Origin of the sequence: Kriegella aquimaris (genome assembly GCF_900103215.1) — a bacterium.
Taxonomy (GTDB): Bacteria; Bacteroidota; Bacteroidia; order Flavobacteriales; family Flavobacteriaceae; genus Kriegella; species Kriegella aquimaris.
Genome location: NZ_FNGV01000011.1, coordinates 110,629 through 136,190 on the forward strand (window position 1 = coordinate 110,629; position 25,562 = coordinate 136,190).

A 25,562-nucleotide genomic window follows, 5' to 3' on the forward strand; every position below is an offset into this window, starting at 1 on the left:
TGCATTTGTTTTTTAGTGTTGCTATTTATTTAAAATGGAATCGATCATCCTCCCATATATACTAACATTTTCAGAACCTTGATTTGCGAATCGTTTCTTTGCATCTTGAAGGGCTTTTTTTGAAGCGGTAGTGTTGATTGCTCCTATTCTTCGAATGGAATAGTCAAGAAAATTGGGTATTTGGGTGTTCTCCGCCATTTCTAATAGACGTTGTGCATCAATGGCCGCCAAAGGTTCTGCGGCATACCATAGCATCAAGGGCAGATTATGGTCATTGATGTCCTCCGACCTTTGAAGAAGTCCCTCTAAAACTTCCCACCGTTGTTCAGGCGTCAACCTTAGCGTGCCCGAAGTTAAATAGAGCCGTACCAAGGCCGAATTATCGTTTTTTGATATATTAACGAAGTGCTCGAGGGTTTCAGGGGTAACCTTTTTATTTTCTGTAAGCAGTTGAATGGCCCAGCTTCGTATGTTTTCATCGGAATGATTGAGCATGTCGCGTAACTCGGCTTCGGAAAGGCCATTGGTTACATGCAGCGTCCACAGCGCCCTTAATTTTCGTGTCACATCAAAGTTTTCGGCCAATATTTTTTTGAGGGCCTTATGTGTTTCCGGATTTCCGCCACGCTCTTGAAGCAAGGTACGTGCCTGACGAACATACCACTCATTTTCATGCAACTGATAATTCACGAGTTCGATATCGGAGGCTTTGTTCAAGTCAACTTTTACCCACTTGTCGTTTTTATGCGTAATCTTAAAAATACGGCCCAACGTTTTATCGTGTACATCTGGGTTCGGACTGTGGCATTGGTTTTGATCATACCAATCTATGGCAAATACCGAACCGCTGGCGTCATATTTAAAATTCAACCACTGCGACCACGAATCGTTCATTTCTAAAAAATCCTTTTTATGGGAAGCTAAATATCCCGAGCCGGATCGTGTCAATAGATCATTATTTAATATCGACCCATTGATATTGTTCATGAAAATGGTATTATGGTATTCTTTGGGCCATGTGGTTCCGCCTAAATAAATCATGGCACCTGCATGAGCATGACCTCCACCAGCGGCTGCCGATCTAAAATTCCCTGCATGCGGCCCACGATCACCCAAGTAATGCACGTGGTCACCAATTGTCTTAATGTCGTCATAGGTGTATGGATTAAAGTGTTTACCTGCCTGGCGTTGGTATCTGGCACCTTGAATAACATGATACATGTGCGGAATGACGCAGACGGTAATAAAGGGGTGCCCGTGGTCGTTGAAATCAATTCCCCATGGGTTGCTCGTACCTTCTGAGAAGACTTCAAATTCATGTTGCGTAGGATGGTATCGCCATACCGCACCATTCAACTTTGTACGTTCGTCTTCGGTGGCGCCGGGTTTACCGACATTGGAATGGGTGAAAATCCCATGTACACCATACAACCAGCCATCGGGTCCCCAGCGTAGGTTGTTAAGCACTTCATGTGTGTCGTCGAGCCCCCAGCCATCGAGTAGTATTTCAGGAGGTCCGGCCGGTTTGTCATTGGCCTTGTCAATCGGAATGAACAAAAGATAGGGAGCGGCACCGACCCAAACACCGCCCATTCCGACTTCAATACCACTGGCCATGTTCAAACCTTCTATAAAGATTTTTCTTTTATCTAAAGTTCCGTCGCCATTGGTATCCTCAAATATCAAAATGCGATCCCTGCCCTTACCTTTGGCTGCGGGAACAGGATAGGTATGAGCTTCTACGACCCAGAGTCTTCCGCGGGCATCAATAGTAAAACTGATAGGGCGAACGACATCAGGCTCGGCCGCTGCCAAAGTAACTTTGAATCCGTCTGGAAGTGTCATGGCTTTTGCCGCTTCTTTACCCGATAGTCCCGAGTTTACTATGGGGTCCAAGGGAGGCATTACGATGATATCTTTTTGAAAGAGCTCATTGGGGAAACTGGGACGGGTCGGGTAAAACAGAAAATCGTCGAAACTGATGTGTGCCCAAATATCGTCGCGGATATAGGGGATAGGAGAAGTACCGCTCTCATTATCGATAATTCGGATAAAGATATTTTTTTTAAGGTAATCATTCAAATCGACCACTACAGGTTGCATCGTCACGCGACCTTGACCTGATGATTTAAAAATGACTTCGTCTGTTTCGGCCTCGACGATTTCTACCCGTGTATCGGCCAAAGCACCACCGGAAACCCTAAAAGAGGCAAATGGGTAGGTGACCTCGAAGGGTACCGAAGTAAGGGTTCCTTTTAGTTTGTAGTTTGTCGTTCCCCCACTGCTCAGAAAGAAATCGCCATCAAATGCAAGAGGTGTATTTTCCTCATGTACGGGAGAAGACCTGTTGAAAAGTGGGTTTTTAAAGGCTTCTCCTTCGGCTTTCCAATCGCTGAGGTTTCCTCTTTCGAAACCTACATTTAAAGGTTTTCCATCTTCCATGGGTACGATTCCCGTAACTACGGGAGCAGACAGGTCACCTTCTACAATTCGAAAATTTCCTACCATTCCCGCGGCTCGGTGCCCGGGAACCGTACAATAATAAGTATCATCGTTCTCGGCCCAAAAGGTGATGTTCGTAGTGGAGCCTTTCTCAAGCAATGTACCACTTTTTATACCTGTCTTTTCCATAGCAATGTCGTGGGTCATAGTCTCACCATTGGTAATGGTAATACGAACACGATCACCTTTATTGGCGCGTAAGGTGGGGTTTCTTGTTCCATCTTTAGCGAAGTAACCCAGCATACTTGCTTCAAGTGAATATTCACGGTCAATAATCGTAGAATCACGTACTTGATTTTCGCCGGTCTCTTCTTTTTTATCCTGTCGACAGGCTGTAAATAAGGATGCAAAAAGGAGCATGGGAATAATGACTCTAAGTAAATAACTTTTTTGCATAAGTATGGAATTCAAATTTTGTAGTTCGGTTGTACAGCGACCTTGTATTTTTTTATTTCAATTCTTTGATAACAATGTCTTTAAAAGCTACTTCTGCCTTACCTCCCCCGTGAATCTGAAGGCCTATGAGTCCAGATTGGGGTATATTAAGGTCTTCCTCGGTATAGTCTACCGTTTCATGCCCATTGATATACAATCGAATCCTTCGATTTTCGGCATGTACTTCGTAATCGTTCCAATCGTCTTTCTTTATCCACTGAAGTACCTGAAGTGAATCAGGGGCGACCAGTGTTTTTCTCCTACGGGATTCATCATAAAGACTTGCCCAATAATTTTCGCCCCAATCTGCTTGATAGCCTATCATTTCGTAATCGGGGTCCTTCATCCTAACACTTCGAAATTGAATTCCCGAATTGATAAAGCCCTCTTCTCCGGTCAATTTGATTTTTAATTTTAAAATAAAATTGGCGAAGTTACGATCGGTGCATAAGAAATCATTGTGGGGTACGGTTTGCTCAAGGGAACCGCCAATCAACATCCCATTCTCGATTTTCCAAATATTCAGGGTATCGCCCTCCCAGCCGGTAAAAGTTTTACCATCAAAAAGCGAATGGGTTTCGGTAGCCGGAGACTTGCAGCACGCGACGATTAAGAGTAGTATAAAGAGCGTAGAACGATAGTATCGCAATGCACTTTTGTTAACAATCCATTCATGGAATTTCACTTTTAATTTTTTAGGAAAATTAAATTTCATTTTATTTATGGTGTTGGAATGTTTTGGCTGAAACTACATATGTTCTAAAATTAGAAATTTAATTTTGATGTGCTGCATCTTTCCCAACTTTATGAAATACTAGAGTTGTCAAGGAATCGATTTTTAATAATTTTCTCGTTCAGGTTTTTAACATTTGACGAGATGAGACAAGGGGGTATTGCCATTAGCTGTATTCAATTGTATCATGAAAACACACTTTGTAACCCGTTGTCGTTTAAAAACGACATGGTGGCAATTGAAAAGTGATTATTATAATTTTAAGGTCGAATTAACGGTCTTATTCTTTTAAAGCCAGGAGATAATTATCATACCGTTTCAAAGTATAAATTTTAAACAAAAAGAGAGGGAAGAAACCATGGTTTTTAGTGGGTCGATCATCCTAAGTAAATTTTAAAGTGAAAGTTTTTCAGTTTGTTGTAAATTCAAAACCATTTTTAAAATAAATTATTAATGAATATTGTTATTGCACCCGATTCTTTCAAGGAATGCCTTTCAGCAAAAGAAGTGGCGACTGCCATTGCTATGGGCGTATTCGAGGCAATCTCTGATGTGGAAGTCTTTAAAATTCCAATATCGGATGGTGGCGAGGGACTTTTAGAAACGCTAATGCAAGGTTCAGGAGGCAAGTTTGTTGAGGTAGTTGTAAAAGATCCTTTGATGCGAAGTATAAAAGCATCATATGGAATATTGGAGGATAAAAAAACGGCGGTAATCGAGATGGCTTTAGCATCGGGTTTGGAACTGCTGAAAGAAAATGAGAAAAACCCCATGTTGACTTCGACTTATGGTACGGGACAATTGATCAAAGATGCGTTGGACAATGGGTGTACTAAAATAATAATTGGTATAGGTGGTAGCGCAACAAATGACGGGGGAGCCGGAATGGCACGGGCATTGGGCGCCAAGTTCCTGAATAAAAAAGGAGAAGAATTAAACGAAGGTGGTGGAAGCTTAAACGAATTGAATAACATTGACTTGAGCAATTTTGATGATAGATTATCACGTTGTGAAGTGGTTGTTGCCTGCGATGTTTCCAATCCCTTGACCGGTCAGAACGGAGCTTCCATGGTATACGGGGGTCAAAAAGGCGGAAGCCATGAAGACTTGTTGAAATTGGATAAAAACTTGGCTCATTTGGCGGCTATAATTAAATCCGAACTCCAAATAGACATCGCAGAAACACCTGGCGCAGGTGCTGCAGGAGGAATAGGGGCTGCACTTATGGCGTTTATGAAAGGCAGACTCGTTAATGGGATCGAATTGGTCTTGGAGACTTTAAAAATGGAAGAGTATATCAAAAGTGCGGATTTGGTGATTACCGGCGAAGGAAAAATAGATGGCCAGACCTTACACGGAAAGACCATTGCCGGGATAGCAAAAATGGCAAAAAAATATAGGGTTCCGGTAGTTGTGATTACAGGCAAAATAGGGGAGGATATAGAACCTATTTATGACATGGGAGTTTGTGGGGTGTATTCGATTGTAAATGAACCCATGGATTTGCATCAAGCCATAACTGAAGCTCCTAAACTCATTCAAAATAGCGTAAAAAATATTATAGGAACTATAAAATGCTTCCGATAGATGATGGGGTTTAATATGAAAATGATGGTATAAATGGGTGCCGAACCTAAAACGCATATTTTAAGAAATCGTCAAATAGTGATGATTGGTTGCTTTGATACAAAGGGAGAAGATTTCGGTTACCTCTATACTTCTTTAATACAAATGGGGGTTGAAGTTGTCTCCATAAATACGGGAATTTTAGGAACCACGGAACTTTTTCCTATCACATATGAAGCTGATACGGTTGCTAAGGCAGCAGGAACTGAAATCACTATTTTGCGAGAAAATAAAGATCGTGGCATTGCGATTAAAAAAATGGGCGAGGGAACCGCTAAAATTATTACCGAACTTTTGTCTGATAATCGTATCGACGGAATTATTGGAATGGGCGGTGGAGGCGGCACTTTTATAGCACTAGAAGCGATGAAAGCACTACCTTTTGGTATTCCTAAACTTTGTTTGAGCACGTTGGCGACTAAAGACCTTTCTGGTCACATAGGCAGCAAAGACATTACTTTAATGCCATCAATTGTTGATGTAGCGGGCTTGAACCGTATTAGCCGCGTATTGATAAGTCAGGCAGCGGGTGCCATTTGTGGTATGGCCAATGCCAAAATATCGGAAGTAAAAGATAGCGCTGGTAGCATCGCTATAAGTGTTTTTGGAAATACGACCCTATGTGTCGATAAATGCTCTGAATTGCTGAAATCCAAAGGGTATGAAGTGATGGCCTTTCATTCGGTGGGCGTGGGCGGCATGACGATGGAAGCATTGACCCTTGATGGCTGCTTCGATGCGATTCTCGACATTACTACTACCGAATTGGCCGATGAACTTTGTGGTGGTATCTGCAGTGCTGGTCCGAATCGTTTAACGGGCGGTTCGCTAAAGGGACTCCCGCAGGTTGTGGTGCCGGGATGTTTAGACATGGTGAACTTTGGAGGTTTGGATACGGTGCCTGCAAAATATAAAGACAGACAGCTTTATAGTTGGGCTCCCGATGTCACGCTAATGCGGACAAATAAAGAGGAGAACAAAATATTAGGTGAGCTCATTGCCGAAAAAATAAATGTATCGAACGCGCCGGTCACTGTATTATTACCCTTGGGAGGACTTTCAAAAATAGGCGGTAAAGATGAGGTGTTCCACAATCCTGAAATAGATCAGGTTTTGTTTGATGCAATTAAAAATAACGTGAACAGTTCGATTAGAGTTGTAGAGGTTCCAGAAAATATCAATACTGTTGCATTTGCAAAGAAAGCCACCGAATCGCTATTAGATATCCTTAAGGATTGAGATAGGGAAGAATAAAATAAGACTGAATTAACAAGAATAGAAAAAATAACCAAATATCAAATAAAGAGAATACTATGCCAAATCCATGGACAGGGAAAGGAAACCCTTACACAAAACAAGAAGTCAGAGACCGCTTGCAGGCCGTTGTCGATCAAAAGAAGGCGATTATAGCTGCAGGTGCTGGTACGGGAATTAGCGCTAAATTCATAGAGAAAGGCGGGGCCGACCTTCTTATAATTTACAATTCAGGCCGCTTTAGAATGTCTGGTCACGGTTCTACTGCCGGTATGATGGCTTATGGCGATGCCAATGCTGTAGCCATGGAAATAGGTGAATTTGAAGTGTTGCCCGTAGTTGAAGAAATTCCTGTAATCTGTGGTGTTCACGGTAGTGATCCGCGCCGAAGAATGTGGCATTTTCTGGGACAGGTGAAGGATATGGGTTTTTCCGGAGTAAACAACTTTCCGACACATTCCATTATTGACGGACATTTCAGGAACGTTCTGGAAGAAACCGGAATGGGTTTTCAGAAAGAAGTTGAAATGGTAAACTTGGCCACTAGAATGGATATGTTTTCCATCGTGTATGTAGCCAAACCGGAAGAAGCCGTACAAATGGCCGATGCAGGCGCAGATGCCATAATTGCGCATGTTGGTACCACGGTTGGTGGTTCTATAGGAGTTACTGGGGCGACGGTTTCAATGGATGCTGCTTTAGAGCGCACACAGGCGATTGTTGACGCGGTTAAAAAAGCGAACCATGATACTTTTTTCTTGGCGCATGGCGGACCCATTAATACCCCCGAAGATGTACGCTATACTTTAGATCATGTCAGTGGGTTGCATGGGTTTGTGGGTGCGTCTTCTTTAGAAAGAATGGGAGTCGAAAAGTCACTGACCAATTTGACAAAAGAATTCAAATCTTTAACTCTTTAGTACTTTTTGGCAATGGCTAAGAACTGGAAGTTTGTCAAGCAAAAAGATATGATGTTCGAAGAGGCCTTCGGACGAGATCATTACTGGCACTATCACCCTGAGATTATTAAAAAGGCCGACTCTTATATGGTGAAGGTCATAGTGCCCGAGGGTGCGGGGCATGACTTTCATGTACATCCTAAAATGCATGAAATTCTATATATTTTAAAAGGGCGTGCAGAACAGTGGATCGAAGATGAAATGCAATTTTTGGAAGAAGGCGATTCCGTATATATTGATGCCGATGTTGTTCATGCCACTTTCAATGCCGGTGAGGGCGAGCTGGAGTTTTTAGCGGTTTTATCCCCTCCTGACGGATGGGAAGCGGGTACCCTTGATGTAAGTGATAAGGAACCTTATGCCGGCTATCGATCTCGAAAATAGGAGAATTTACTAGGGGGTAATACAGAATTGAAAGTATCCCAAAAATTAAAAATCAAACAATGAAAAAATCACAGTTTCACGTTTCATTAGCGTTAAGTGTCTTGGTCTTTATATCGGCCTGTACGGGTGAAAAAGAACCGCCTCCGGCGTTGACCTATACCGAAGGTACACCACGGGTTCAGTTACCATTGAGTCCGGAAGATTCTCAAAAACACATTCAACTCCCAGAGGGTTTTACTGCCGAGTTGTTTGCTGCCGAGCCGAATATTATTAATCCCATTGCTTTTACTTGGGACGAAAGGGGAAGGCTTTGGGTCGTACAATCGAAAGATTATCCCCATGGTCTGAGCAATGACGTTGGTGGTGACCGTATTACGATATGCGAAGATACAGATGGCGATGGCGAGGCGGATAAGTTTATTGATTTTGCGACCGATCAAAGTCTGTCGACAGGAATAACCGTTGTCAAAGGTGGGGTTATTGTCGCCCAGGCGCCTGAAATGGTGTTTTTACAAGATACCGACGGCGATGATAAAATGGACAAACGCACGGTGCTTTTTGATGGGTTCGGAACTTTTGATACGCATGCCGGTCCTTCCAGTTTGCGATACGGTCTTGATAATGCAATCTGGGGATCCGTAGGCTATTCTGGTTTTGAAAATCAATTTCAAGGAGCTCCCGTTAATTTTAAAATGGGCGTCTATCGATTCGCAAAAGATGGTTCCTTTTTGCAGCCTGTAGGTCAGTTTAACAACAATACCTGGGGGCTGGGATTCAATGAGAACTTCGAAATTTTCGGATCCACGGCAAACAATAACCATTGTTGTTATGTGGGTATTCCTCTAAAATATTACGATTATTTAGATAAAATGCCCTCATGGGGCCAAAATGCCGATTTCATTCAAGGGCATTACGAAATTTCCCCGGTTGATACGATTCCATTACAACAGGTCGATGTAAGAGGAGGCTATACGGCTGCTGCCGGAGCTAATTTTTATACGGCGAGAAACTATCCCGAGGAGTATCAAAATCAAATGTATGTAAGTGAGCCTACCGGTCATTTGGTGCATATTGCTAAAATTATAAAGGATGGAGCGGGCTACAAGGAAGTAGACGGAGGCAACATTTTCGCCAGTACCGACGCGTGGACGGCTCCGGTGTTTGCGGAAACCGGTCCCGATGGAAATATATGGGTCGCCGATTGGTATAATCCTGTAATTCAGCACAACCCTGACAAACGCGGAATGGATAACCAAATATGGAATGCAGATAAAGGGGAGGGAAATGCACACATCAACAAGCTTAGAGACTATGGCCACGGCCGTATTTATATTATAAGATATAAAGATGCAGATGAATCGGAAATTGAAAATTTGGCAAGGAATGATGACGAGACATTGTTGGCGGCATTGCAAAGTGATAATATGTTCTGGCGTACTACTGCGCAGCGCTTGATTGTGGAGGAGAAAAAAGTAGCACTGATTCCCGAACTTATTGTTTTGGCGGAAAATGATAACAAGACGGACAAAAATGGACTGAATGCAGGTGCATTGCATGCACTGTGGACACTCGATGGGCTAGGCGCATTAAATGGTTCGAACGACAATGCCAACGCGGCAGTTACAAAGGCATTGTCAAGTAATTCCTATGCGGTTAAAAGAGCTGCGATTTCCTTATTACCGGGGACGATGGAGGGGAGTGCGCACTTGGCAGAATCAGGACTTTTGACCGATGCAGATCCTAAAATACGATTAGCGGCAATCTTGAAGGCGGCAGAGTTGCCAGAATCAAGTGAACTGTATACCGAAATGGAAAAAGTATCGAACGACGCCTCCAATGTTGATGACAAATGGCTAAAATCCGCTATGAAGATTTATTTTAGAGAGCTCGACTATGAAACGGTCGCTGCTGCCTCGGTTGAAATTTTAGTGCCTTCCGCAGCAGAAAAGAAAGTGATGTGGAGTTACACGGAAGATAAACCTGCCGATGATTGGATGTCGACCAATTTTGACGATAGTCCATGGAAAGAAGGAGAAGGGCTATTCGGCAGCACAAATACCGAACAGACAAAAACAAAATGGACTTCAAGAGACATATGGCTGCGGCGTACAGTGAATATTGATGAAGAGCTGACAGAACCGGTACTCAAAATTTCCCATGACGATGATTACGAGGTATTTGTAAACGGCACACTCTTGATGGAAGAAAAAGGGGCTAGCGGTGATTATAAATATTTAAGGCTCAACGAAGAAAAAGGAAAGTTGTTTAAAAAAGGCAAGAACGTAATAGCAGTACATTGCCGAAATACGGGCGGAGAGCAATTTATTGACCTTGGAATTGGAAAAATCGGAAAAATCAAGGCCGATGTTACGCTGACCCTGAATACGGTCAGTCAAGAAATGGCATTCGATAAGAAAATTTTAAAGGCCCGAGCGGGTCAGACCGTTGAAATAAAATTGAATAACAAAGATCAAATGCCCCATAATCTTGTTGTGATACAATCTGGAAGCTTAGAATTTTTTGGCCCCATGGTCGATAGCTTTGTGACTAAACCTGAAGCGGAAAAGATGGGGTACGTGCCAAATTCTAGATACGTATTAGGAGCAACAGCGATGTTAGGGCCGGGTGAATCGGGATCGGTAATCATCAAACTGCCTGATACGCCAGGTCGATATCCATTTGTTTGTACATTTCCCGGTCATTGGAGAATGATGCAGGGCGAAATTATAGTTACCGCTTCCGAATCAAATGGTTCAGGCGATACCGATGTTTAGAAACGATTGAAATGTACATAAAAAATATATTGAACAGTTAATAAGTATAAAATGAAGAAATTAACGATTGTATTATTGGTATGGGGGATGGCAATTGGTTGCAAGACCCAAAAATTACCGATGGCTTATAAAACGGATACATCAGCCGGACATTTTGTTTCCACTAAAAAGAATGCCGTAAAAATTGCCGTAACAGGTGGTGGTGGTTCACATGATTTTCTGAAATTCTTCGGTATGGCCGATGGAGAAATTATGAGTCAAAACGGAAGCAATACGGTTATCTATACCGAAGATGTTGGAGAGATGGGGGCATTGGTGCCGGCAGTAGATGTTTTGATGCTGACCAATAACCAGCCCTTGGACGCTACAGCAAAAAATGCCATTTTCACCCAAGTAAACAACGGAAAATTGAACATGCTGATTTATCACCCAAGTACCTGGTATAATTGGGAAGATTGGCCCGAATACAACAAGCAATTGGTTGGCGGAGGTTCTCGGTCGCATGAAAAGCTACAGGAATTTGAAGTCATTGTAACGAAGCCCGACCATCCCATAATGAAAGGTGTTCCCGCCAATTTTAGAATCGTCGATGAATTGTACCGTTGGGAAAAAGATTCCCAGGGTACGGAAATTGAAGTGCTGGCCATTGGCAAAGGAATTGAGTCGGGAGAAGAGTTTCCTGTAGTATGGATTGTAAAACACCCCAAAGCAAAAATAATCGGAAATACCCTAGGGCATGACGAAAGAGCACATGGACTTAAAGCCTATCAAACCCTCCTTAAAAATAGTTTGGACTGGGTTAAATAGGAGTGATGGGCAATGATTAAACCTTACTTTTCAAGCAGCACAAATCATTTTTGTATTTTACAATCGATCCGTATTAAAAGGTGATGTCGGTACGTCACCTTTTATTTTTTCAGTTAAGGTTGTCTTTAATTCGTGGATGACTTCGGTATAATCAGGGTTTGAAGCAAGGTTATTAAATTCTTCCGGATCCGTAGAATGATCGTACAGCTCGGTTCCAAGTTCACCTTTGTTCCAATCTGTATAACGCCATCTATCGGTTCTCAGACTTCTTCCTGTAAAAGGTTCATCATCACCAGGTCTTAGTATTTGGGTAAATGCTGTTCCTTCCCATTTTTGCTTCGGATTTTCGAGTAAGGGAACCAAACTTCGCCCATCTTGTTCCCCGGGAATCGGCAAATTGCAGAGTGCCGCAATGGTAGGATAGATATCGACGAATTCTACAATTTGGTCACTTTTTATACCGTTACCTTTAGCATTGGGATTGTATATGATCAATGGTGCATTCGCCGATTCTTCGAATAGGGTACGTTTCTGCCATATCCCGTTATGCTCCCCGAGATGATAGCCGTGATCGCTCCATAAAACTATGATGGTATTATCGGCAAGTCCTTGTTCGGTGAGTGCATCTAAAATTTTTCCTATCTGTGCATCGACAAAAGAGACACTGGCATAATAGGCTTGCATGGCTTCCAAGCAGACGGCTTCGCTTAATCCGTAATTTGAAATAGGATTATTATGTGCAAAAGCAGCGGCCGGAATATCATGGCGGTCATCGGCGGGAAAAGCGGGCAATTGTAATGAATCGATAGGGTATAGGTCGAAATAATGTTTTGGAGCAACGTAGGGTGTGTGTGGTCTAAAAAATCCGACACCCAGAAAAAAGGGGTTATCTTTCTTTTTTTTGAGGAATTCAATCGCGATATCAGCGGTCATACCGTCGGTTTGTTCCCCATCTTTTCCATCTGCCTTTAACCAGCTGAGCGCTGCACTTATCTTTTTATGGGGTTCGGCATTGGTAATTAGGTTTTCTTCTTCCGTATCTCGACCCTTGGGGTTAAAGACTTCGTCCCATGATTGGGGGTCGTCCAAACCATTTGTGCCAATACCTGCGGGTACATTGTAATGGTAGAGTTTGCCAACTCTTCCTGCCCACCATCCGTTTTGACGGAAAAGCTGGGGAAGGGTAACTACATCAGGTACTTCGTCTCGAAAATGACGGTCTAAATCATATACTTTGATTACATCAGGGCGCAACCCCGTGAGCACCGAGGCTCGTGTCGGGTTACACAAAGGAAGTTGGCAATACGCATTATTGAATTGAACACCCATTGCAGCCAATCGGTCAAAGTTCGGTGTCTTAGCCAAAGGATTCCCGTAACTATTCACTTTTGAAGCAAGGTCGTCAACGGCAATGAATAGAATATTTGGTCGATTTTCTATAGGAGTTTGGCATCCTGGCAATAAGATGGCACAAACCAAGGATAACGAGATTAATTGTAATTTTCTGTTTAAATCAAATATCATGGCCGCTGTTTGAGCTGTAAGATAACCCTTTTTAAAAAACGCAATTCGGTGATTTTTAGGAATTTCCTTTAGAGTCCTAAACTAAATTTACGTATTGCTTTAGAATTCTAAAGTCCGATAAGGGGTACTCCAGTGATTACGAACAATAATTATCGCAATACGATTAATATAATGCCAGGGGACCCGTACATTTAACCAAAATCTGTGGTTATGAAGGGTAATGCCCGATCTAAATTCAAGTTTTCCGATTTTCCTTCTTTACTGGTTGAAACTTATAAGGCCTGGGATTCCGATAATCCGTTTCGACTCAGTGCGGTTGTAGCTTATTACGCCGTACTCTCGCTACCGGGGCTTTTGGTAATCATTATCAATCTTGTGGGTTCGGTATGGGGAGTTGAAATCGTTCAAGGTCAATTGACCAGTGAGATTTCAGGAGCCTTGGGAAGGGACGCCGCTGATGCCATTCAATCTATGATGATAGAAACCCAAAATCATGACAAAAGCACTATGGCCACAATTTTGGGTATTGGTACCTTAGTCTTCGGAGCTACCGGCGTCTTTTATCATTTACAATTGTCACTTAATCAAATATGGGAAATCAAAGCCGGTTCCAACGCCAGTATAAAGAAGATGTTTTTTGATAGGGCGCGAAGTTTTGCATTTATATTAGTTATAGGTTTTCTGTTGCTAGTAAGTTTTTTGATTACAACTGCCATCTCTGTCTTGAACAATTACATTCGAAGTATTCTGCCCGATGTTATTGTATATATCGCCTATATAATTGATATAGCGGTGTCAATAGGCATTATAACAGTTCTTTTTGCACTGATTTTCAGGTACTTGCCCGATGCGAAGATACGATGGAAAACCGTTTGGATCGGCTCACTCATTACGTCAATACTTTTTGTCCTCGGAAAATCTTTATTAGGCGTATATTTTGGGGAAGCCAATCCCGGGTCTACTTATGGCGCCGCAGGAACCATTGTTTTAGTACTCCTTTGGGTTTCATATTCGTGTTTGATATTGTTTTTTGGTGCCGAATTCACTTTTGTTTATGCAAAAAGATATGGACTTGGTATTGAACCAAGCGACATTGCAGAGAAAATAGAAGTCAAAAAAGGGGATGCGAAGGTTTAGGGTATACTCCGAAAGCACCCACCTGAAGGAATAAGAATATAAAAAGGACTGCTCTGGAAGCTATATTTCCAAATGCATAAAAATTCTAAAATTGATACCTTTTTTTTATAAATAAATCAGGAAAAGGAAACGTATCGGTATAGCGGTCATACAAAAAAAGTCCCCAGCCGAAGCTAGGGACTTTATCCAACACCAATCAAAAAATGGTTTCTACCACTCTTCAATCTCCCTTTTAATTTCCTCTTTCTTTTTTCCAGTTTTTTCCTGGAGTTTACCTAACATTTCGTCAAACTTTCCTTCGGCAAAGGTGACGTCGTTATCGGTAACATCTCCATATTTCTGTTTGAACTTACCTTTAATTTGTTTCCATTTGCCTTCTAACTGATCACTATTCATAGTTTCTAATATTTTGGGTTAATAAATTATTAATTACTTCCTCTAAAGTATGTACATTTTAGAATCAAAATTGACTGTTTCAAACGAATTTTTGACGTGAACAAATTAGGGTAAAACAGTTGGCCAAAGAGTGGGTTTATACCTACCTTTTGGGATAATAATAGGATTGAATGGATTAAAGGGCTCTGCGGATATTTAATAAACTTTGATGCTTATTTTAATGTATTTTAGTTATAACCGATTTTTTAATTAAATTATCTGATAATGCCAAATTCAAGTATAAAAAACGAGGCACAATATGAGGCACTGCGTGACAAAGGATATAGCAAGCAAAAGGCAGCACGTATTGCCAACACTCCTGAATCAGGGGAAAGGGGCGGCAAAGCAAAGCCTTATGAAGAATGGACAAAGAGTGAACTTTATAGTCAAGCCAAGAACGTGGGTTTAGAAGGTCGTTCTAAAATGAATAAGAGCGAACTGATGGAAGCCTTGAGAAATAATTAAATTAGATAGAACTTGACATTATGAAGTTTATAGATTCAAATGTAATAAGACAAATTTTTGTATTACTACTGATTGTAATATTGGGCGGCTTGATATTCCATGCTATGCTACCCTATCTTTCGGGTGTTCTTGGCGCAGTAACTATTTATGTGCTTTTACGGAGGCCCATGTCAAAATTGGTCAAAAAAGGTTGGAACTCCAATGTTGCAGCGGCCCTTTTGTTACTACTTTCCTTTGTTTGCATATTGGTGCCTGTAGCAAGTGTTGTACTCTTATTGGGTAATAAAGTAGGGGAAGCGGTCGATAATTCGGAGCGGGTCGTCGAGGCGGTAAAGCAACAGTTGGGAACTTGGGAAGAACGTCTCGGTTATGACCTTTCTTCGCAAATCGATGTTTCAGGGATATCTTCTTGGCTTTCCACAAATTTGCAAAGTTTGGCAGGGGGAACATTCAATACCTTTATAGCCATAGGTATCATGTATTTCATGTTGTACTATATGCTAACGAACCGTCGACAGTTACGTGAATCTTTGTTCGAGTACATTCCGGTAGGTAAAAACAATTTGGAAATAATTGGGAAGGAAATACGGGCCATGGTTCGCTCCAACGCCCTTGGAATACCTTTGGTCGCTATAGCACAGGGAGTTGTAGGTCTGATAGGTTTTCTCATTTTCGGGGTCAAAGAACCTTTTTTCTGGGCCGTTATTGTAACTATTGGCTCTATGGTGCCCTTGGTTGGAGCCATGCTGGGTATTATTCCCGTATTTATACTGACAATTTCTAATGGAGATGTTTTTCAAGCTTGGGGTATCTTACTCTATGGTCTTTTAGTCGTTGGTTCTACAGATAATGTTTTTAGAATGTACGCATTGAGAAGATTGGATAATGTTCACCCCTTGATTACTGTAATCGGAGTAGTTGTAGGCGTGCCCATATTTGGTTTTATTGGGCTGATTTTTGGCCCCTTGCTGATAAGTCTATTTCTTGTCGTTGTAAAAATTTATAAAAGTGAATATGGGAAAAGAGATGCTGTCGACGAAGAACGACTCTAACTTTTCCTAAACTACCACTACTTCATTTCTTGTCTCTTGTTCCAAATGTCATTGCAAACGCATTAATATAAAAAGGTTTTGGGTCAACCAATGGTTTAAACAATATGTAATATCGTTCGTAGAATTCCAAACCTTTAGCTTTTTAAAATGTACTGCTAAAAAGCCTTGCGAAAAAAGAAATAATGACAGAAAAAGAACAAATTCGGCTAAGCAAAATTGCGGATACGCAGCACGAAATTTTTGCCTTACTGAAACAACGTTACAGTCCAAGAACATTCAAAGACGAGCCTATAAAAAAAGAACATCTAAAACAACTTTTCGAAGCCGTACGTTGGTCGGCCAGTTCTGAAAACACACAGCCTTGGCGTTTTATTTATGCCAAAAGGGGGTCAGACGCTCACGGGAAAATTATAGCGTGCCTCAGTGAGGACAACCAAAAATGGGCGCCTTTGGCACCAATGCTATTATTTAGTGTTTACAAGGAGAAATTGGACAATGGAAGCGAAAATTTTCAAGCGCTGTACGATTTGGGGTTGAGCATTGGAAATATGACCGTTCAAGCTCAGTATTTAGGTATTGCGCTGCATCATATCACAGGGGTTGATCGTGAAGTTGCAGATCAAGAGTTTGATATTCCCAAAGAATATCATGTATGTACGGCGATCGCCTTAGGTTATTATGGAGGGGAATTGAAACAATTACCTGCCGATTTACACGAAAAGGAAAAAGCGACGAGAGAACGAATGGCACAGACGAGTTTTGCCTTTGAAAATAGCTGGAAAACCTGATATCCGTTCGAAGGAGACAAACTTTGAACTCGACTGACTATGGAATTAGACATTATTCTGGTATTTCTGGTGTTGCTAGTTACGGTAGTGCTCTTTGCTTTGGAAATATTTCCGGTAGACAAAGTCGCTTTTTTTATAATTGTATCGTTGGCCCTTTTGGGGTTGGTTTCCCCAGAGGAGGCAATAAGCGGTTTTTCCAATAATGCCACAATAGCGGTCTTGGCGCTAATGATGTTGGCAATTGCCATGGAAGAGAACGGGGTTATCAATTGGCTAACTTCTGGAATGGGTAAAATAAAATCACTCCCCCTTTATTTCATGGCCCCAGTTTTTATGATGGTTACTGCCGGGATATCGGCTTTTATTAGCACCACAGCGGTAGTTATCGTTTTTATTAAAATAATCAATCAATTATCGGAAAAATTCAATATCTCACAACCTAAATTACTGCTGCCGATTTCTTTTGCGGGTATAATTGGTGGATCCTGCACTTTAATGGGTACATCGACCAACTTGCTTGTTAACTCTGTAGCAAAAGATTTAGGGGCCGAAAAGCTAGGTTTCTTTGAATTTACAATGTTGGGCCTTGTTTTTCTTTCAGTGGCCATAGTATATCTAACCCTAGCACTTCGCTGGTTGCCTTGGGGGAAAAACCAGAACATTAAAGAAGATTACGATATCAAAAATTATATCACTAGTATTTTGATTAAGGAAGGTTCACAGTTGGTGGGTAAGAAAATTGAGGAGACTTTTTTATTTAATCATTCCGAAATATCGCTTTTGAAATTGACCCGAAATAATAGGGTGCACAATTCCCCGGGAAAATATATTACCTTGAAAACAAATGATGAGTTGTTGGTCATGTGTGATTTGAAGAATTTATCACGGCTGAACGAATCTGAAAACTTGGGTATTAATGAAAATCAATATTGGGATAGGGAAAAAGATGATACAAAGGAAGACCCAACATCGAAGCCTTCGGAATTGGACGAACGTATTTTCGTGGAACTGCTCATGTTACCAGGGGCTTCCCTTTTAGGAAAGACGCTTGGCAATCTAAGACGGTATATGCTGCAAGATGCCATACCCATAGCGATCAAAAAACGAAAAACATTGACCAATATTAGTGAAAGATTGGTGCGCAGTAGCGCAAATCGATTGGTACTCAAACCCGGTGATCGTTTGTTGGTCGAAGTAGAAAGACAAAATCTTCATTCTCTAGAAGCAATTGAAAATGTAATTTTGTTGCAATCGTTTGACACGGTCAATATAGAATCTCCTTTTAAGCGATACTTTTCACTGGCGGTTCTGGTACTGGTCATTGCTTTGGCGGCAACGGGCGTAATCTCGATTATGGTGAGCGCATTGACAGGGGTTTGTTTGTTGCTTTTAACCAATAACCTCGATCTGAACGTAATTTATAAGAAAGTCAATTGGCAAATATTCTTTCTGCTAGCGGGTATGATTCCCTTAGGTATTGCCATGCACAATACTGGCGCCGATATGTGGGTGTCTTCAAAGTTACTTGGGTTTTTAGAAGGCCAATCGAACATTGTAATAATCGGTACCCTGTTTTTTATCACTATGGTCATGAGCGGTGTAGTCAGCAATAATGCTACCGCAATTATAATGACACCAATTGCCATTGCGGTGGCACAAGGTTTGAAACTCGATTTCAAACCTTTTATATTAGCAGTTATGTTCGCAGCTAATTTTAGCTTTTTTACGCCTGTAGGCTATCAAACAAACGCATTGATTTACGGGCTGGGAAATTATAAGTTTAAACACTTTTTATTAATTGGGGGCGTACTTTCCTTGATTCTTTGGGTATTGGGAACACTCCTTCTAACTAAATTATTATAACATGAGCATCATATTACAAAGCAAATTTTCTGTAGAAGACTCCGTTAGCAAATTATGGGATAAGTTAGATGGGTGGTTGGATGCCATTATTCTTAAACTCCCAAATATCGCCATGGCAATTTTGGTGATGGTGCTCTTCTATTTTATTGCAAGGGGTGTGCGTAATCTATTACGGAGATTGCTGCTCCATAGAATTAGTCAGGTTTCCATTCAAAATATAATAGCCAAAGTCGTTTTTCTAATTGTAATTTTAATCGGCTTCTTTATAGCTTTGGGAGTACTAGAGCTCGATAAGGTTCTTACCAGTATTTTGGCAGGTGCAGGGGTCATAGGTTTGGCGGTGGGCCTTGCCTTGCAGGGCACCTTGAGTAATACTTTCGGCGGATTGATACTTTCGTTCATGCCAAGGTTGAATATCGATGATTATATCGAGACGGAGGGCACTTCCGGTTTTGTCTCGGAAATAAGCCTTCGCAATATTGTCATCCGACGACCCGATAATAACTATGTAATTGTCCCGAATTCGAAATTTGTTGAAGGCTCTTTTGTGAATTACTCGGTTAGCGATAGAAGTAGAATCTCCGTCACTTGTGGGGTAGGTTATGAAAGTAACCTACAAGAGGTTGAAGACTTGGTAGTAAAAGTTATTGCAGAGAATTTCAATCAAAAAGACGGGGAAGAAGTTGAATTCTTTTTTACGGAGTTTGGAGATAGCTCAATTAATTTCATGACGCGTTTTTGGATTGACATGGTAAAAAGTAAACAAGAACATGCGGCTCGTCACAAGGCGGTAAAGTTGATTAAGAGCCATTTCGATGCAAAAGGTATCAATATTCCTTTCCCTATCAGAACATTGGATTTTGGAAAGAACAACCTAAACTTGGTTACCCAAGACAAGAACGAGGAATCTTAGATAAAGTAACACGCATATAATTATTATGGAAGACCCATAGGAAGAGACCTTTCTTATGGGTTTTCTGTTGGGGCCTCAAAAAATACGCCTGAAACTACGATACCTATGACTACCAAAATCAATAAAATAGCGATAATAAGTGCCCCTGACTTCGTAATCGTGTTTTTTTGAAAAATATAGTTTCTCGTTTTTTGATTTTCCTCCTTTACAAACTCGGTATCCAATTCGGTTTCTTTCTTATCACTGTTTTTAGTGTTCATAGTAATCCTTTTTTTAAGTTGATATATTTTTCTATTGCTGCCTTAATTCAAAATCTCAATTTTTTTATTTTGAATCATGCGCGTTCCTATAAGTCTTGCAAAATAAGTTGGCAAATACGATTCGTCTGTTCCATTTAAGAAAAATAGTAGCTTAATTGATTTATACACAAAAAACGAAATGACCCCAAACACGTTAACTATGGTTTTTTTTAAGCGCAGTTTATCTGATTGCATAGCGTAGTTTTATTCACTATTGAAGCACTCAAAGCTCCAGCCTAATTCTCATTTAAAATGACTTTAAAAGCAGCCCAGACGAAACTACTTCGGCAGTTGATGACTTCACCTGAGGGTGTTTTGGCACAACTAGACCTTGTTTATGTAGATGACAAAAAGCTGTCTATAAGTCGTTTGCGAAATGGAGAAGAATTTGTTTATAAACTGAAAAATAAGGCGGTCAAAGATAAAAAACAACTCCAACGAATTGAAAGCCTTGTTATTCCCCCTGCCTGGGAAAAAGTGAGGATAACCCATTTAGCCAGCGGTCACTTGCAGGCGGTAGGTAGAGATGCGAAAAGTAGAAAACAGTATCGCTACCATCCCAATTGGGTGAAAATCCGCAATCAAACAAAATTTTATAAAATGGCCCAGTTCGGTCAGCATTTACCCAAAATCCGAAGACAAGTCGACGCTGATCTGGACCAAAAAGGTTGGCTCAACACAAAAGTAATTGCCCTTGTTGTTAGACTAATGGAAGAAACCCATATTCGAATAGGCAATATGCAGTACGCCAAGCGAAATAAGTCGTATGGTCTATCAACGTTACGAAAGAGGCATGTAAACGTTCATAAAGACAAACTCAAGTTCGAGTTCGTAGGGAAAAAGGGAAAAAAACATAGTGTGACAGTGCGCAATAAAAAATTGATACGGTTGGTCAGTCGTTGTGAAGAGATACCGGGTTGGGAGCTCTTTCAATATTATGATAGCGAGGGCAACAAGAAACAGCTCAATAGTTCAATGGTCAATGAATACTTACATGAATTGAGCGGTCAGTTTTTTACCGCCAAAGATTTCAGAACATGGGCCGCATCGGTTGTATTTTTTGATACTTTGATGGATATGGGAATTGAACCAGATCCCGAAAAAAACCAGAAAAATATCTTAATAGGTTTCGATACTGCCGCAGCCGCACTCGGTAACACTAGAAATGTATGCCGAAAGTATTACGTACATCCCCTTTTGGTTTCTAAATATAAAGATGGGTCTATTGAAACTTACTTTTCATCAATTGAGAACGATACAAACACCGAAGAATATTTTTCTGCGACAGAGCGCGCTATGCTTAAATTAATGCAATCATATGTACCTGAGCTTTGACAGTGTGTAAATCAAATGGAGCAATAATTTTATTATTAGAATAAAGCCGGTGATTGAAGTGACTGTAATTTTACGGAAGTCGGTGATGTAAAGCGGTAAACATCCTAAAAGAAATTACCACTAATTAATACTACAATACGATGAGTACATATACAGAAATAGTTGGCGAAAAACTGAATGCATTACTAGAGAAAACCTATGATGCCGAGAAAGGTTTTAAGAAAGCTGCAGAGAATGCAAAGGGCTATGATTTAAAGGCCTATTTTAAAAGAAAGTCTATCGAAAGAGGCAACTTCGGACAAGCTTTACGAAACGAAATTCAAAATTTCGGACAAGAAATCGAAGAAGGTGGCAGCATGGCCGGGGCAATGCATCGTACATGGATGGATATTGAAACATTTTTCAGTTCAGATAATGATGAGTCAATGTTGACAGCAGCAATCGCTGGCGAAAAATCGGCCATAGAAGAATATGACGATGTGCTCAGGGAAATCAATCTACCACCGAGTACGGCCACCTTACTTGCACAACAAAGAAATCAGATTGCAAGTGACTTGAATACCATTAAACGGTTGGAAGATATTTCTTAATATAAACCACTTCAATCAAATCTGAAGATACTGTCGAAAAAGTCTTAAAAACTAATGTCTATACAATTTCCAAACAATCAGTTGGCATTTGATATTCAAGTTTAGTATTACTCTTGGTTAAAAGGACTTTTTCGACAGTTTTTTACGTACTAAAAAAGTCCTGAATTTGTGGAGCTGTCCTAAAAATTCAACTGCTATTTCTCTTCAGAACTTTTCCGTATTTGATTATGGTATTCCTTTGGGGAAACGCCATATCGTTTCTTAAAAAGCTTTGAGAAATAACTTCTAGAATTGATTCCTATTTTATAACTTATTTGGGTAATGTTCATGTCGGTATTCTCAAGCAGTTCTTTTGCTTTTTCTATTCGAAAATTCCGAATATATTCATTGACCGAAGTTTTGTAAAGCCTTTTGAAGCCTTGCTGTAATGTGTTCTGGTTCAGTCCCACTCTTTTTGCAATGGTCAAGATATTGTCCATCTGGTCTAATTCCGACTTAATGATTTCCGCTGCATTTTCGATTTTATCCAACGTAGCCTTTCGGGTAATCTTATGGTTTCCTGTTCCATTAAGATCATCAAGGTACTGCTGCAATTGATGTGATAATATTTCGTAAGTTTTCCCTTCTTGATACACCACTTTCATAAAATCTAAAAGCTCACATTCGGTAAACTCTTCTAGAAATTTTGCTATGTCAAGGCTGTAATACTCTTTATGGTAAAAAATCTGGGTACCGTTTAAATCCCTGAATAAGGTCATAAGATCATCATTCATGTCGGTCAAAAATTCGCTGATTTTTTCTTCGAACAGTTTTCTATCGATTTCCAAGCTATAAATGCAAATGGGCTCATTGGCCGGGAAAGTGAAAATATGGTTGTTCTGAGGGGTACTTGATAATATTGCGCTTTCCAATCGATGTATTTCTTGTGCTTCTTCTGACGCTTCAAATTTGTGTAAAATAGTAGATTCTCGGTTGAACAGTAATTTCAGCGGATGGATTAATCCTTTTTGAAATTCCATTACCAGTTGGTCATTCAATAAAAAATTAAATTCTAATACTCCGATACCATGAGTGAATTGTGTGCCTTTTATAAACCCAGAACCTAAATTTTCTGGTATTCGAATACAATATTCGTTCTCGGAAACTTCAGGGTCGAACCCGAAATTTTCGGCCAAATCTAGAATAGCTTCTTTGATACTTGAATCGTGTAATGCTATAGTAAGACTCATTGGTCGATGGTCGGTTTTAATTAATTATATCACCAGGGGGGCGATGCGTTTTGATTAAAGCGATAAAGTCGATTACAGTATGATACGCATTTTTAAATAAAGAACGTAGGTTCCTTATCAAGGTTAAGAACGGCTATTTTTCACTATCTCACAAGAAAAATTCAAATGAGTTAACATAAGATTTGATGTAATCATTCTGTATTACAGAATTACATCAACTTTGGTGTATATCATAATAGATAATCAACAAATTATAAACCACTTAAAAAAGAAAATTATGTTACGTTGGACAGTTACATTTATCATATTAGCCATCATCGCCGCTATTTTTGGCTTTGGAGGAATTGCTGAGGGAGCCGCAGATATCGCTAAAATACTATTTTACATATTTCTGGTGTTGTTGGTGATATCATTGATTACCGGAAGAAAAAAACTTTAATAACTTAAAATTAAATAAAAATGAAACGAGTTGTATACATATTTCTATTTGCACTTATGACATCGATGTCGCTTTCTACATTTACAAGCTGTAGAGAGGATAAAAAGGATGCTGGCGACAAAATCGAAGACGCCATGGATGATGCCGGAGATAAAATTGAAGAAGGCGTCGAAGAAATCGAAGATGAAATCGATGATGCTACCGATAACAATTGATTTATGCCTAATGTTACAAAGATAAAATTGTAAAGAGGACGCCCTCTTTTAATGAGAGCGTCCGTTTTTACTATAATTAGAACTAGAAAAATAATTGCTATGGAGAATAAGTTCCCAAAACACGAGAAAAATTTAATAGAAAAATATCAGGAAAAAGGCTTTTCGGCCAACTTCTATTTTAAATCGGAGAAGTTGGTTGCTTCCGAAAGCAAAGCCGAATTTTCGCCCAAGGAAGTTTATATTGTTGCAGAGCACCGATACGAGGGCATGAGCAATCCTTCAGATATGTCGATCTTGTATGTATTAGAGACAAAGACAGGAGAAAAAGGAACCTTTTTACAGGCGTATGGCCCTAATGCGCAATCGGAAGCGGCAGCGTTTTTTAATGAAATTCCGGATGAAAATATTTCCGACAGTGCCAATCTGAATCTACAACACCAGTAATTCGGGCACATGTTGTCTAACGTCAAATATTTTGCACTCACAGTCTTGTTTTTCCATTCGCGATTGTATCTATTCATGTCGGTAAATGGCACGGCACCCAAATTTGGTTTCTAAAAGCGGCTGTATTGCTGAGCCCCCAATTCATTCTACGAAGCTTTAATTTTCAAGTTGACGCTAAATAGCAAGGGCCATGACGGTTATTCAAAGCTATTTCTGTTCAATAAGAGGTTCAATAGTGGTCAAAAAGGCACGTAATTTGTTACAATAATTTCAGATTTTATATCATATTTGTCACTATCTTTCCAAAAGTACCCTTAAATGGGCCTAAAATTGAGTGATGAGGGTATGTATTAAATATGATTCTGATTTTATTTGTCGAGCTGTTTTAAAAGAACAATTCGAAGAATTGGGTATCCCATTTAACATACATAGTTTAGGGGAACTGGAAATCAACGAACACCTTTCTGCCGAGCAACGCAGTGCTTTGATTGCGGCTCTGAAAAAATACGGTATAGAAATCATTGACGATCCCAAAATGGCTTTGGTGCAGCGCATCAAATATGCTATTGATGATATGTTGGAAGATGATATGGCCAAACTGCAAAAGATTTCCACCTACCTGGCTGATAAATTAAACTATTCGTACACCTACCTTTCAAACCTGTTTTCGGAAAGCACATATACGTCGATTGAAAATTTTATAATACTGAGGAAAGTTGACCATGCCAAAGAATTGATAACCAATACCGATCTTACGCTGACCGAAATCGCATATCGATTGAATTATAGTAGTGTAGCGCATCTGTCGGGTCAATTCAAAAAAACAACAGGATTAACACCAACAGCTTTTCAAAAGATTATTGAAAAACGGAAACAAAACAGCATACGACCCGCATGAATAACACCCCGAATACGAACGTCAAAATTCTTAACGTAGCGCTTGCCGACGATGATGAAGATGATAGAATGCTGTTTAGAGAGGCTATTGAAGAAATAGAGATGCGTACCAAGCTTTCTACTTTTAATAATGGTCAAGAACTTATGGACTATCTTACCCTACCCAATATCTTGTTGCCCAATTTGGTGTTTTTAGATCTAAATATGCCGATAAAGAACGGAATGCAATGTCTGATGGATATTCGTAATAATCCCCTGTTGAATACAATGGCGGTTGCCATCTACTCAACATCATCTTCAGAAAAAGATATTGAACAAACCTTTGTTAATGGAGCCAACATATACATAAACAAACCTAATGATTTTAGTAAATTACGAGAGGCCATCGAAAAGGTATTGCAAATTAATTGGCAATACCACACATCGAATTTGAACAGAGACAATTTTTTATACCGTATATAGA

Annotated in this window: 25 protein-coding genes; 19 read left to right on the forward strand and 6 right to left on the reverse strand. The window is 40.2% G+C overall.

Annotated elements, in window-relative coordinates:
- Positions 1-21 precede the first annotated feature (21 nt).
- Complete coding sequence (locus BLS33_RS18290) at positions 22-2,898, reverse strand: PVC-type heme-binding CxxCH protein (RefSeq protein ID WP_218129601.1); 2,877 nt, start codon at positions 2,896-2,898, stop codon at positions 22-24.
- A 52-nt stretch (positions 2,899-2,950) separates the two neighbouring features.
- Positions 2,951-3,652: a 3-keto-disaccharide hydrolase gene (locus tag BLS33_RS18295; protein ID WP_089892991.1), complete on the reverse strand. Its 702-nt coding sequence runs from the start codon at positions 3,650-3,652 to the stop codon at positions 2,951-2,953.
- 471 nt (positions 3,653-4,123) lie between these two features.
- Between BLS33_RS18295 and BLS33_RS18300 the strand changes: the two genes are divergently transcribed.
- From BLS33_RS18300 to BLS33_RS18325, 6 genes are all read left to right on the forward strand, one after another.
- Positions 4,124-5,257 carry a glycerate kinase gene (locus tag BLS33_RS18300; protein WP_089892994.1) on the forward strand — a complete coding sequence of 378 codons (1,134 nt, stop codon included), beginning with the start codon at positions 4,124-4,126 and terminating at the stop codon, positions 5,255-5,257.
- A gap of 33 nt (positions 5,258-5,290) precedes the next feature.
- Complete coding sequence (locus tag BLS33_RS18305) at positions 5,291-6,535, forward strand: Tm-1-like ATP-binding domain-containing protein (protein ID WP_089892997.1); 1,245 nt, start codon at positions 5,291-5,293, stop codon at positions 6,533-6,535.
- A 74-nt stretch (positions 6,536-6,609) separates the two neighbouring features.
- Complete coding sequence (locus BLS33_RS18310; protein ID WP_089892999.1) at positions 6,610-7,470, forward strand: phosphoenolpyruvate hydrolase family protein; 861 nt, start codon at positions 6,610-6,612, stop codon at positions 7,468-7,470.
- A gap of 12 nt (positions 7,471-7,482) precedes the next feature.
- Complete coding sequence (locus tag BLS33_RS18315; RefSeq protein ID WP_089893002.1) at positions 7,483-7,893, forward strand: cupin domain-containing protein; 411 nt, start codon at positions 7,483-7,485, stop codon at positions 7,891-7,893.
- 59 nt (positions 7,894-7,952) lie between these two features.
- Complete coding sequence (locus BLS33_RS18320; RefSeq protein ID WP_089893005.1) at positions 7,953-10,667, forward strand: PVC-type heme-binding CxxCH protein; 2,715 nt, start codon at positions 7,953-7,955, stop codon at positions 10,665-10,667.
- A gap of 51 nt (positions 10,668-10,718) precedes the next feature.
- On the forward strand, positions 10,719-11,474 hold the full coding sequence (locus BLS33_RS18325) for a ThuA domain-containing protein (protein WP_089893008.1): 756 nt from the start codon (positions 10,719-10,721) through the stop codon (positions 11,472-11,474).
- Between the two features lie 57 nt (positions 11,475-11,531).
- On the opposite strand, the gene BLS33_RS18330 is transcribed toward BLS33_RS18325, so the two are convergent.
- Complete coding sequence (locus BLS33_RS18330) at positions 11,532-12,998, reverse strand: sulfatase (RefSeq protein WP_089893011.1); 1,467 nt, start codon at positions 12,996-12,998, stop codon at positions 11,532-11,534.
- A gap of 210 nt (positions 12,999-13,208) precedes the next feature.
- On the opposite strand from BLS33_RS18330, the gene BLS33_RS18335 reads away from it, so the two are divergent.
- Entirely contained in the window at positions 13,209-14,135 is a 927-nt protein-coding gene (locus BLS33_RS18335) for a YihY/virulence factor BrkB family protein (protein WP_089893014.1), read from the forward strand.
- A gap of 210 nt (positions 14,136-14,345) precedes the next feature.
- Here BLS33_RS18335 and BLS33_RS18340 read toward each other — a convergent pair whose 3' ends face one another.
- On the reverse strand, positions 14,346-14,531 hold the full coding sequence (locus BLS33_RS18340) for a CsbD family protein (RefSeq protein ID WP_089893017.1): 186 nt from the start codon (positions 14,529-14,531) through the stop codon (positions 14,346-14,348).
- 264 nt (positions 14,532-14,795) lie between these two features.
- On the opposite strand from BLS33_RS18340, the gene BLS33_RS18345 reads away from it, so the two are divergent.
- The 5 genes from BLS33_RS18345 (at position 14,796) to BLS33_RS18365 (ending at position 19,651) form a co-directional block, all read left to right on the forward strand.
- Positions 14,796-15,035, forward strand: a complete 240-nt coding sequence (locus BLS33_RS18345) for a DUF7218 family protein (protein ID WP_089893019.1) — start codon at positions 14,796-14,798, stop codon at positions 15,033-15,035.
- Between the two features lie 20 nt (positions 15,036-15,055).
- Entirely contained in the window at positions 15,056-16,087 is a 1,032-nt protein-coding gene (locus tag BLS33_RS18350) for an AI-2E family transporter (protein WP_089893022.1), read from the forward strand.
- Positions 16,088-16,269: 182 nt separating this feature from the next.
- A complete protein-coding gene (locus BLS33_RS18355) occupies positions 16,270-16,875 on the forward strand; it encodes a nitroreductase family protein (protein WP_089893025.1) in 606 nt (201 codons plus the stop codon).
- A gap of 39 nt (positions 16,876-16,914) precedes the next feature.
- Positions 16,915-18,738, forward strand: coding sequence for an SLC13 family permease (locus tag BLS33_RS18360; protein WP_089893028.1), 1,824 nt, complete (start codon positions 16,915-16,917; stop codon positions 18,736-18,738).
- Between the two features lies 1 nt (position 18,739).
- Positions 18,740-19,651: a mechanosensitive ion channel family protein gene (locus BLS33_RS18365; RefSeq protein ID WP_089893030.1), complete on the forward strand. Its 912-nt coding sequence runs from the start codon at positions 18,740-18,742 to the stop codon at positions 19,649-19,651.
- A gap of 53 nt (positions 19,652-19,704) precedes the next feature.
- Here the strand turns inward: BLS33_RS18365 and BLS33_RS18370 are convergent, their stop codons facing one another.
- Entirely contained in the window at positions 19,705-19,911 is a 207-nt protein-coding gene (locus BLS33_RS18370; protein ID WP_089893032.1) for a hypothetical protein, read from the reverse strand.
- 291 nt (positions 19,912-20,202) lie between these two features.
- Between BLS33_RS18370 and BLS33_RS18380 the strand changes: the two genes are divergently transcribed.
- Together BLS33_RS18380 and BLS33_RS18385 are read left to right on the forward strand one after the other, a co-directional pair.
- Positions 20,203-21,285 carry a DNA topoisomerase IB gene (locus BLS33_RS18380; protein WP_089893038.1) on the forward strand — a complete coding sequence of 361 codons (1,083 nt, stop codon included), beginning with the start codon at positions 20,203-20,205 and terminating at the stop codon, positions 21,283-21,285.
- A gap of 140 nt (positions 21,286-21,425) precedes the next feature.
- On the forward strand, positions 21,426-21,875 hold the full coding sequence (locus tag BLS33_RS18385; RefSeq protein ID WP_089893041.1) for a ferritin-like domain-containing protein: 450 nt from the start codon (positions 21,426-21,428) through the stop codon (positions 21,873-21,875).
- A 194-nt stretch (positions 21,876-22,069) separates the two neighbouring features.
- Here BLS33_RS18385 and BLS33_RS18390 read toward each other — a convergent pair whose 3' ends face one another.
- Positions 22,070-23,104 carry a helix-turn-helix transcriptional regulator gene (locus tag BLS33_RS18390; protein ID WP_089893044.1) on the reverse strand — a complete coding sequence of 345 codons (1,035 nt, stop codon included), beginning with the start codon at positions 23,102-23,104 and terminating at the stop codon, positions 22,070-22,072.
- A gap of 277 nt (positions 23,105-23,381) precedes the next feature.
- On the opposite strand from BLS33_RS18390, the gene BLS33_RS18395 reads away from it, so the two are divergent.
- The 5 genes from BLS33_RS18395 (at position 23,382) to BLS33_RS18415 (ending at position 25,561) form a co-directional block, all read left to right on the forward strand.
- A complete protein-coding gene (locus tag BLS33_RS18395; protein ID WP_089893047.1) occupies positions 23,382-23,543 on the forward strand; it encodes a DUF1328 domain-containing protein in 162 nt (53 codons plus the stop codon).
- A 20-nt stretch (positions 23,544-23,563) separates the two neighbouring features.
- Positions 23,564-23,758, forward strand: coding sequence for a hypothetical protein (locus BLS33_RS18400; protein ID WP_089893050.1), 195 nt, complete (start codon positions 23,564-23,566; stop codon positions 23,756-23,758).
- Between the two features lie 99 nt (positions 23,759-23,857).
- On the forward strand, positions 23,858-24,202 hold the full coding sequence (locus BLS33_RS18405) for a hypothetical protein (protein ID WP_089893052.1): 345 nt from the start codon (positions 23,858-23,860) through the stop codon (positions 24,200-24,202).
- 337 nt (positions 24,203-24,539) lie between these two features.
- Positions 24,540-25,100: a helix-turn-helix domain-containing protein gene (locus BLS33_RS18410; RefSeq protein ID WP_089893056.1), complete on the forward strand. Its 561-nt coding sequence runs from the start codon at positions 24,540-24,542 to the stop codon at positions 25,098-25,100.
- Entirely contained in the window at positions 25,097-25,561 is a 465-nt protein-coding gene (locus BLS33_RS18415; RefSeq protein ID WP_089893059.1) for a response regulator, read from the forward strand. Before BLS33_RS18410 ends, BLS33_RS18415 begins: the two co-directional genes overlap by 4 nt.
- Position 25,562 lies beyond the last annotated feature (1 nt).

Excerpts from the sequence above, each read along its gene's own strand:
- BLS33_RS18295 (WP_089892991.1), bottom strand. The coding sequence starts at position 3,652 with ATGAAATTTAATTTTCCTAAAAAATTAAAAGTGAAATTCCATGAATGG.
- BLS33_RS18405 (WP_089893052.1), top strand. The coding sequence starts at position 23,858 with ATGGAGAATAAGTTCCCAAAACACGAGAAAAATTTAATAGAAAAATAT.
- BLS33_RS18360 (WP_089893028.1), top strand. The coding sequence starts at position 16,915 with ATGGAATTAGACATTATTCTGGTATTTCTGGTGTTGCTAGTTACGGTA.
- BLS33_RS18395 (WP_089893047.1), top strand. The coding sequence starts at position 23,382 with ATGTTACGTTGGACAGTTACATTTATCATATTAGCCATCATCGCCGCT.
- BLS33_RS18345 (WP_089893019.1), top strand. The coding sequence starts at position 14,796 with ATGCCAAATTCAAGTATAAAAAACGAGGCACAATATGAGGCACTGCGT.
- BLS33_RS18415 (WP_089893059.1), top strand. The coding sequence starts at position 25,097 with ATGAATAACACCCCGAATACGAACGTCAAAATTCTTAACGTAGCGCTT.
- BLS33_RS18385 (WP_089893041.1), top strand. The coding sequence starts at position 21,426 with ATGAGTACATATACAGAAATAGTTGGCGAAAAACTGAATGCATTACTA.
- BLS33_RS18335 (WP_089893014.1), top strand. The coding sequence starts at position 13,209 with ATGAAGGGTAATGCCCGATCTAAATTCAAGTTTTCCGATTTTCCTTCT.
- BLS33_RS18325 (WP_089893008.1), top strand. The coding sequence starts at position 10,719 with ATGAAGAAATTAACGATTGTATTATTGGTATGGGGGATGGCAATTGGT.
- BLS33_RS18400 (WP_089893050.1), top strand. The coding sequence starts at position 23,564 with ATGAAACGAGTTGTATACATATTTCTATTTGCACTTATGACATCGATG.
- BLS33_RS18310 (WP_089892999.1), top strand. The coding sequence starts at position 6,610 with ATGCCAAATCCATGGACAGGGAAAGGAAACCCTTACACAAAACAAGAA.
- BLS33_RS18350 (WP_089893022.1), top strand. The coding sequence starts at position 15,056 with ATGAAGTTTATAGATTCAAATGTAATAAGACAAATTTTTGTATTACTA.
- BLS33_RS18305 (WP_089892997.1), top strand. The coding sequence starts at position 5,291 with ATGGGTGCCGAACCTAAAACGCATATTTTAAGAAATCGTCAAATAGTG.
- BLS33_RS18290 (WP_218129601.1), bottom strand. The coding sequence starts at position 2,898 with ATGCAAAAAAGTTATTTACTTAGAGTCATTATTCCCATGCTCCTTTTT.
- BLS33_RS18330 (WP_089893011.1), bottom strand. The coding sequence starts at position 12,998 with ATGATATTTGATTTAAACAGAAAATTACAATTAATCTCGTTATCCTTG.
- BLS33_RS18300 (WP_089892994.1), top strand. The coding sequence starts at position 4,124 with ATGAATATTGTTATTGCACCCGATTCTTTCAAGGAATGCCTTTCAGCA.
- BLS33_RS18320 (WP_089893005.1), top strand. The coding sequence starts at position 7,953 with ATGAAAAAATCACAGTTTCACGTTTCATTAGCGTTAAGTGTCTTGGTC.
- BLS33_RS18315 (WP_089893002.1), top strand. The coding sequence starts at position 7,483 with ATGGCTAAGAACTGGAAGTTTGTCAAGCAAAAAGATATGATGTTCGAA.
- BLS33_RS18340 (WP_089893017.1), bottom strand. The coding sequence starts at position 14,531 with ATGAATAGTGATCAGTTAGAAGGCAAATGGAAACAAATTAAAGGTAAG.
- BLS33_RS18370 (WP_089893032.1), bottom strand. The coding sequence starts at position 19,911 with ATGAACACTAAAAACAGTGATAAGAAAGAAACCGAATTGGATACCGAG.
- BLS33_RS18365 (WP_089893030.1), top strand. The coding sequence starts at position 18,740 with ATGAGCATCATATTACAAAGCAAATTTTCTGTAGAAGACTCCGTTAGC.
- BLS33_RS18410 (WP_089893056.1), top strand. The coding sequence starts at position 24,540 with ATGAGGGTATGTATTAAATATGATTCTGATTTTATTTGTCGAGCTGTT.
- BLS33_RS18355 (WP_089893025.1), top strand. The coding sequence starts at position 16,270 with ATGACAGAAAAAGAACAAATTCGGCTAAGCAAAATTGCGGATACGCAG.
- BLS33_RS18390 (WP_089893044.1), bottom strand. The coding sequence starts at position 23,104 with ATGAGTCTTACTATAGCATTACACGATTCAAGTATCAAAGAAGCTATT.
- BLS33_RS18380 (WP_089893038.1), top strand. The coding sequence starts at position 20,203 with ATGACTTTAAAAGCAGCCCAGACGAAACTACTTCGGCAGTTGATGACT.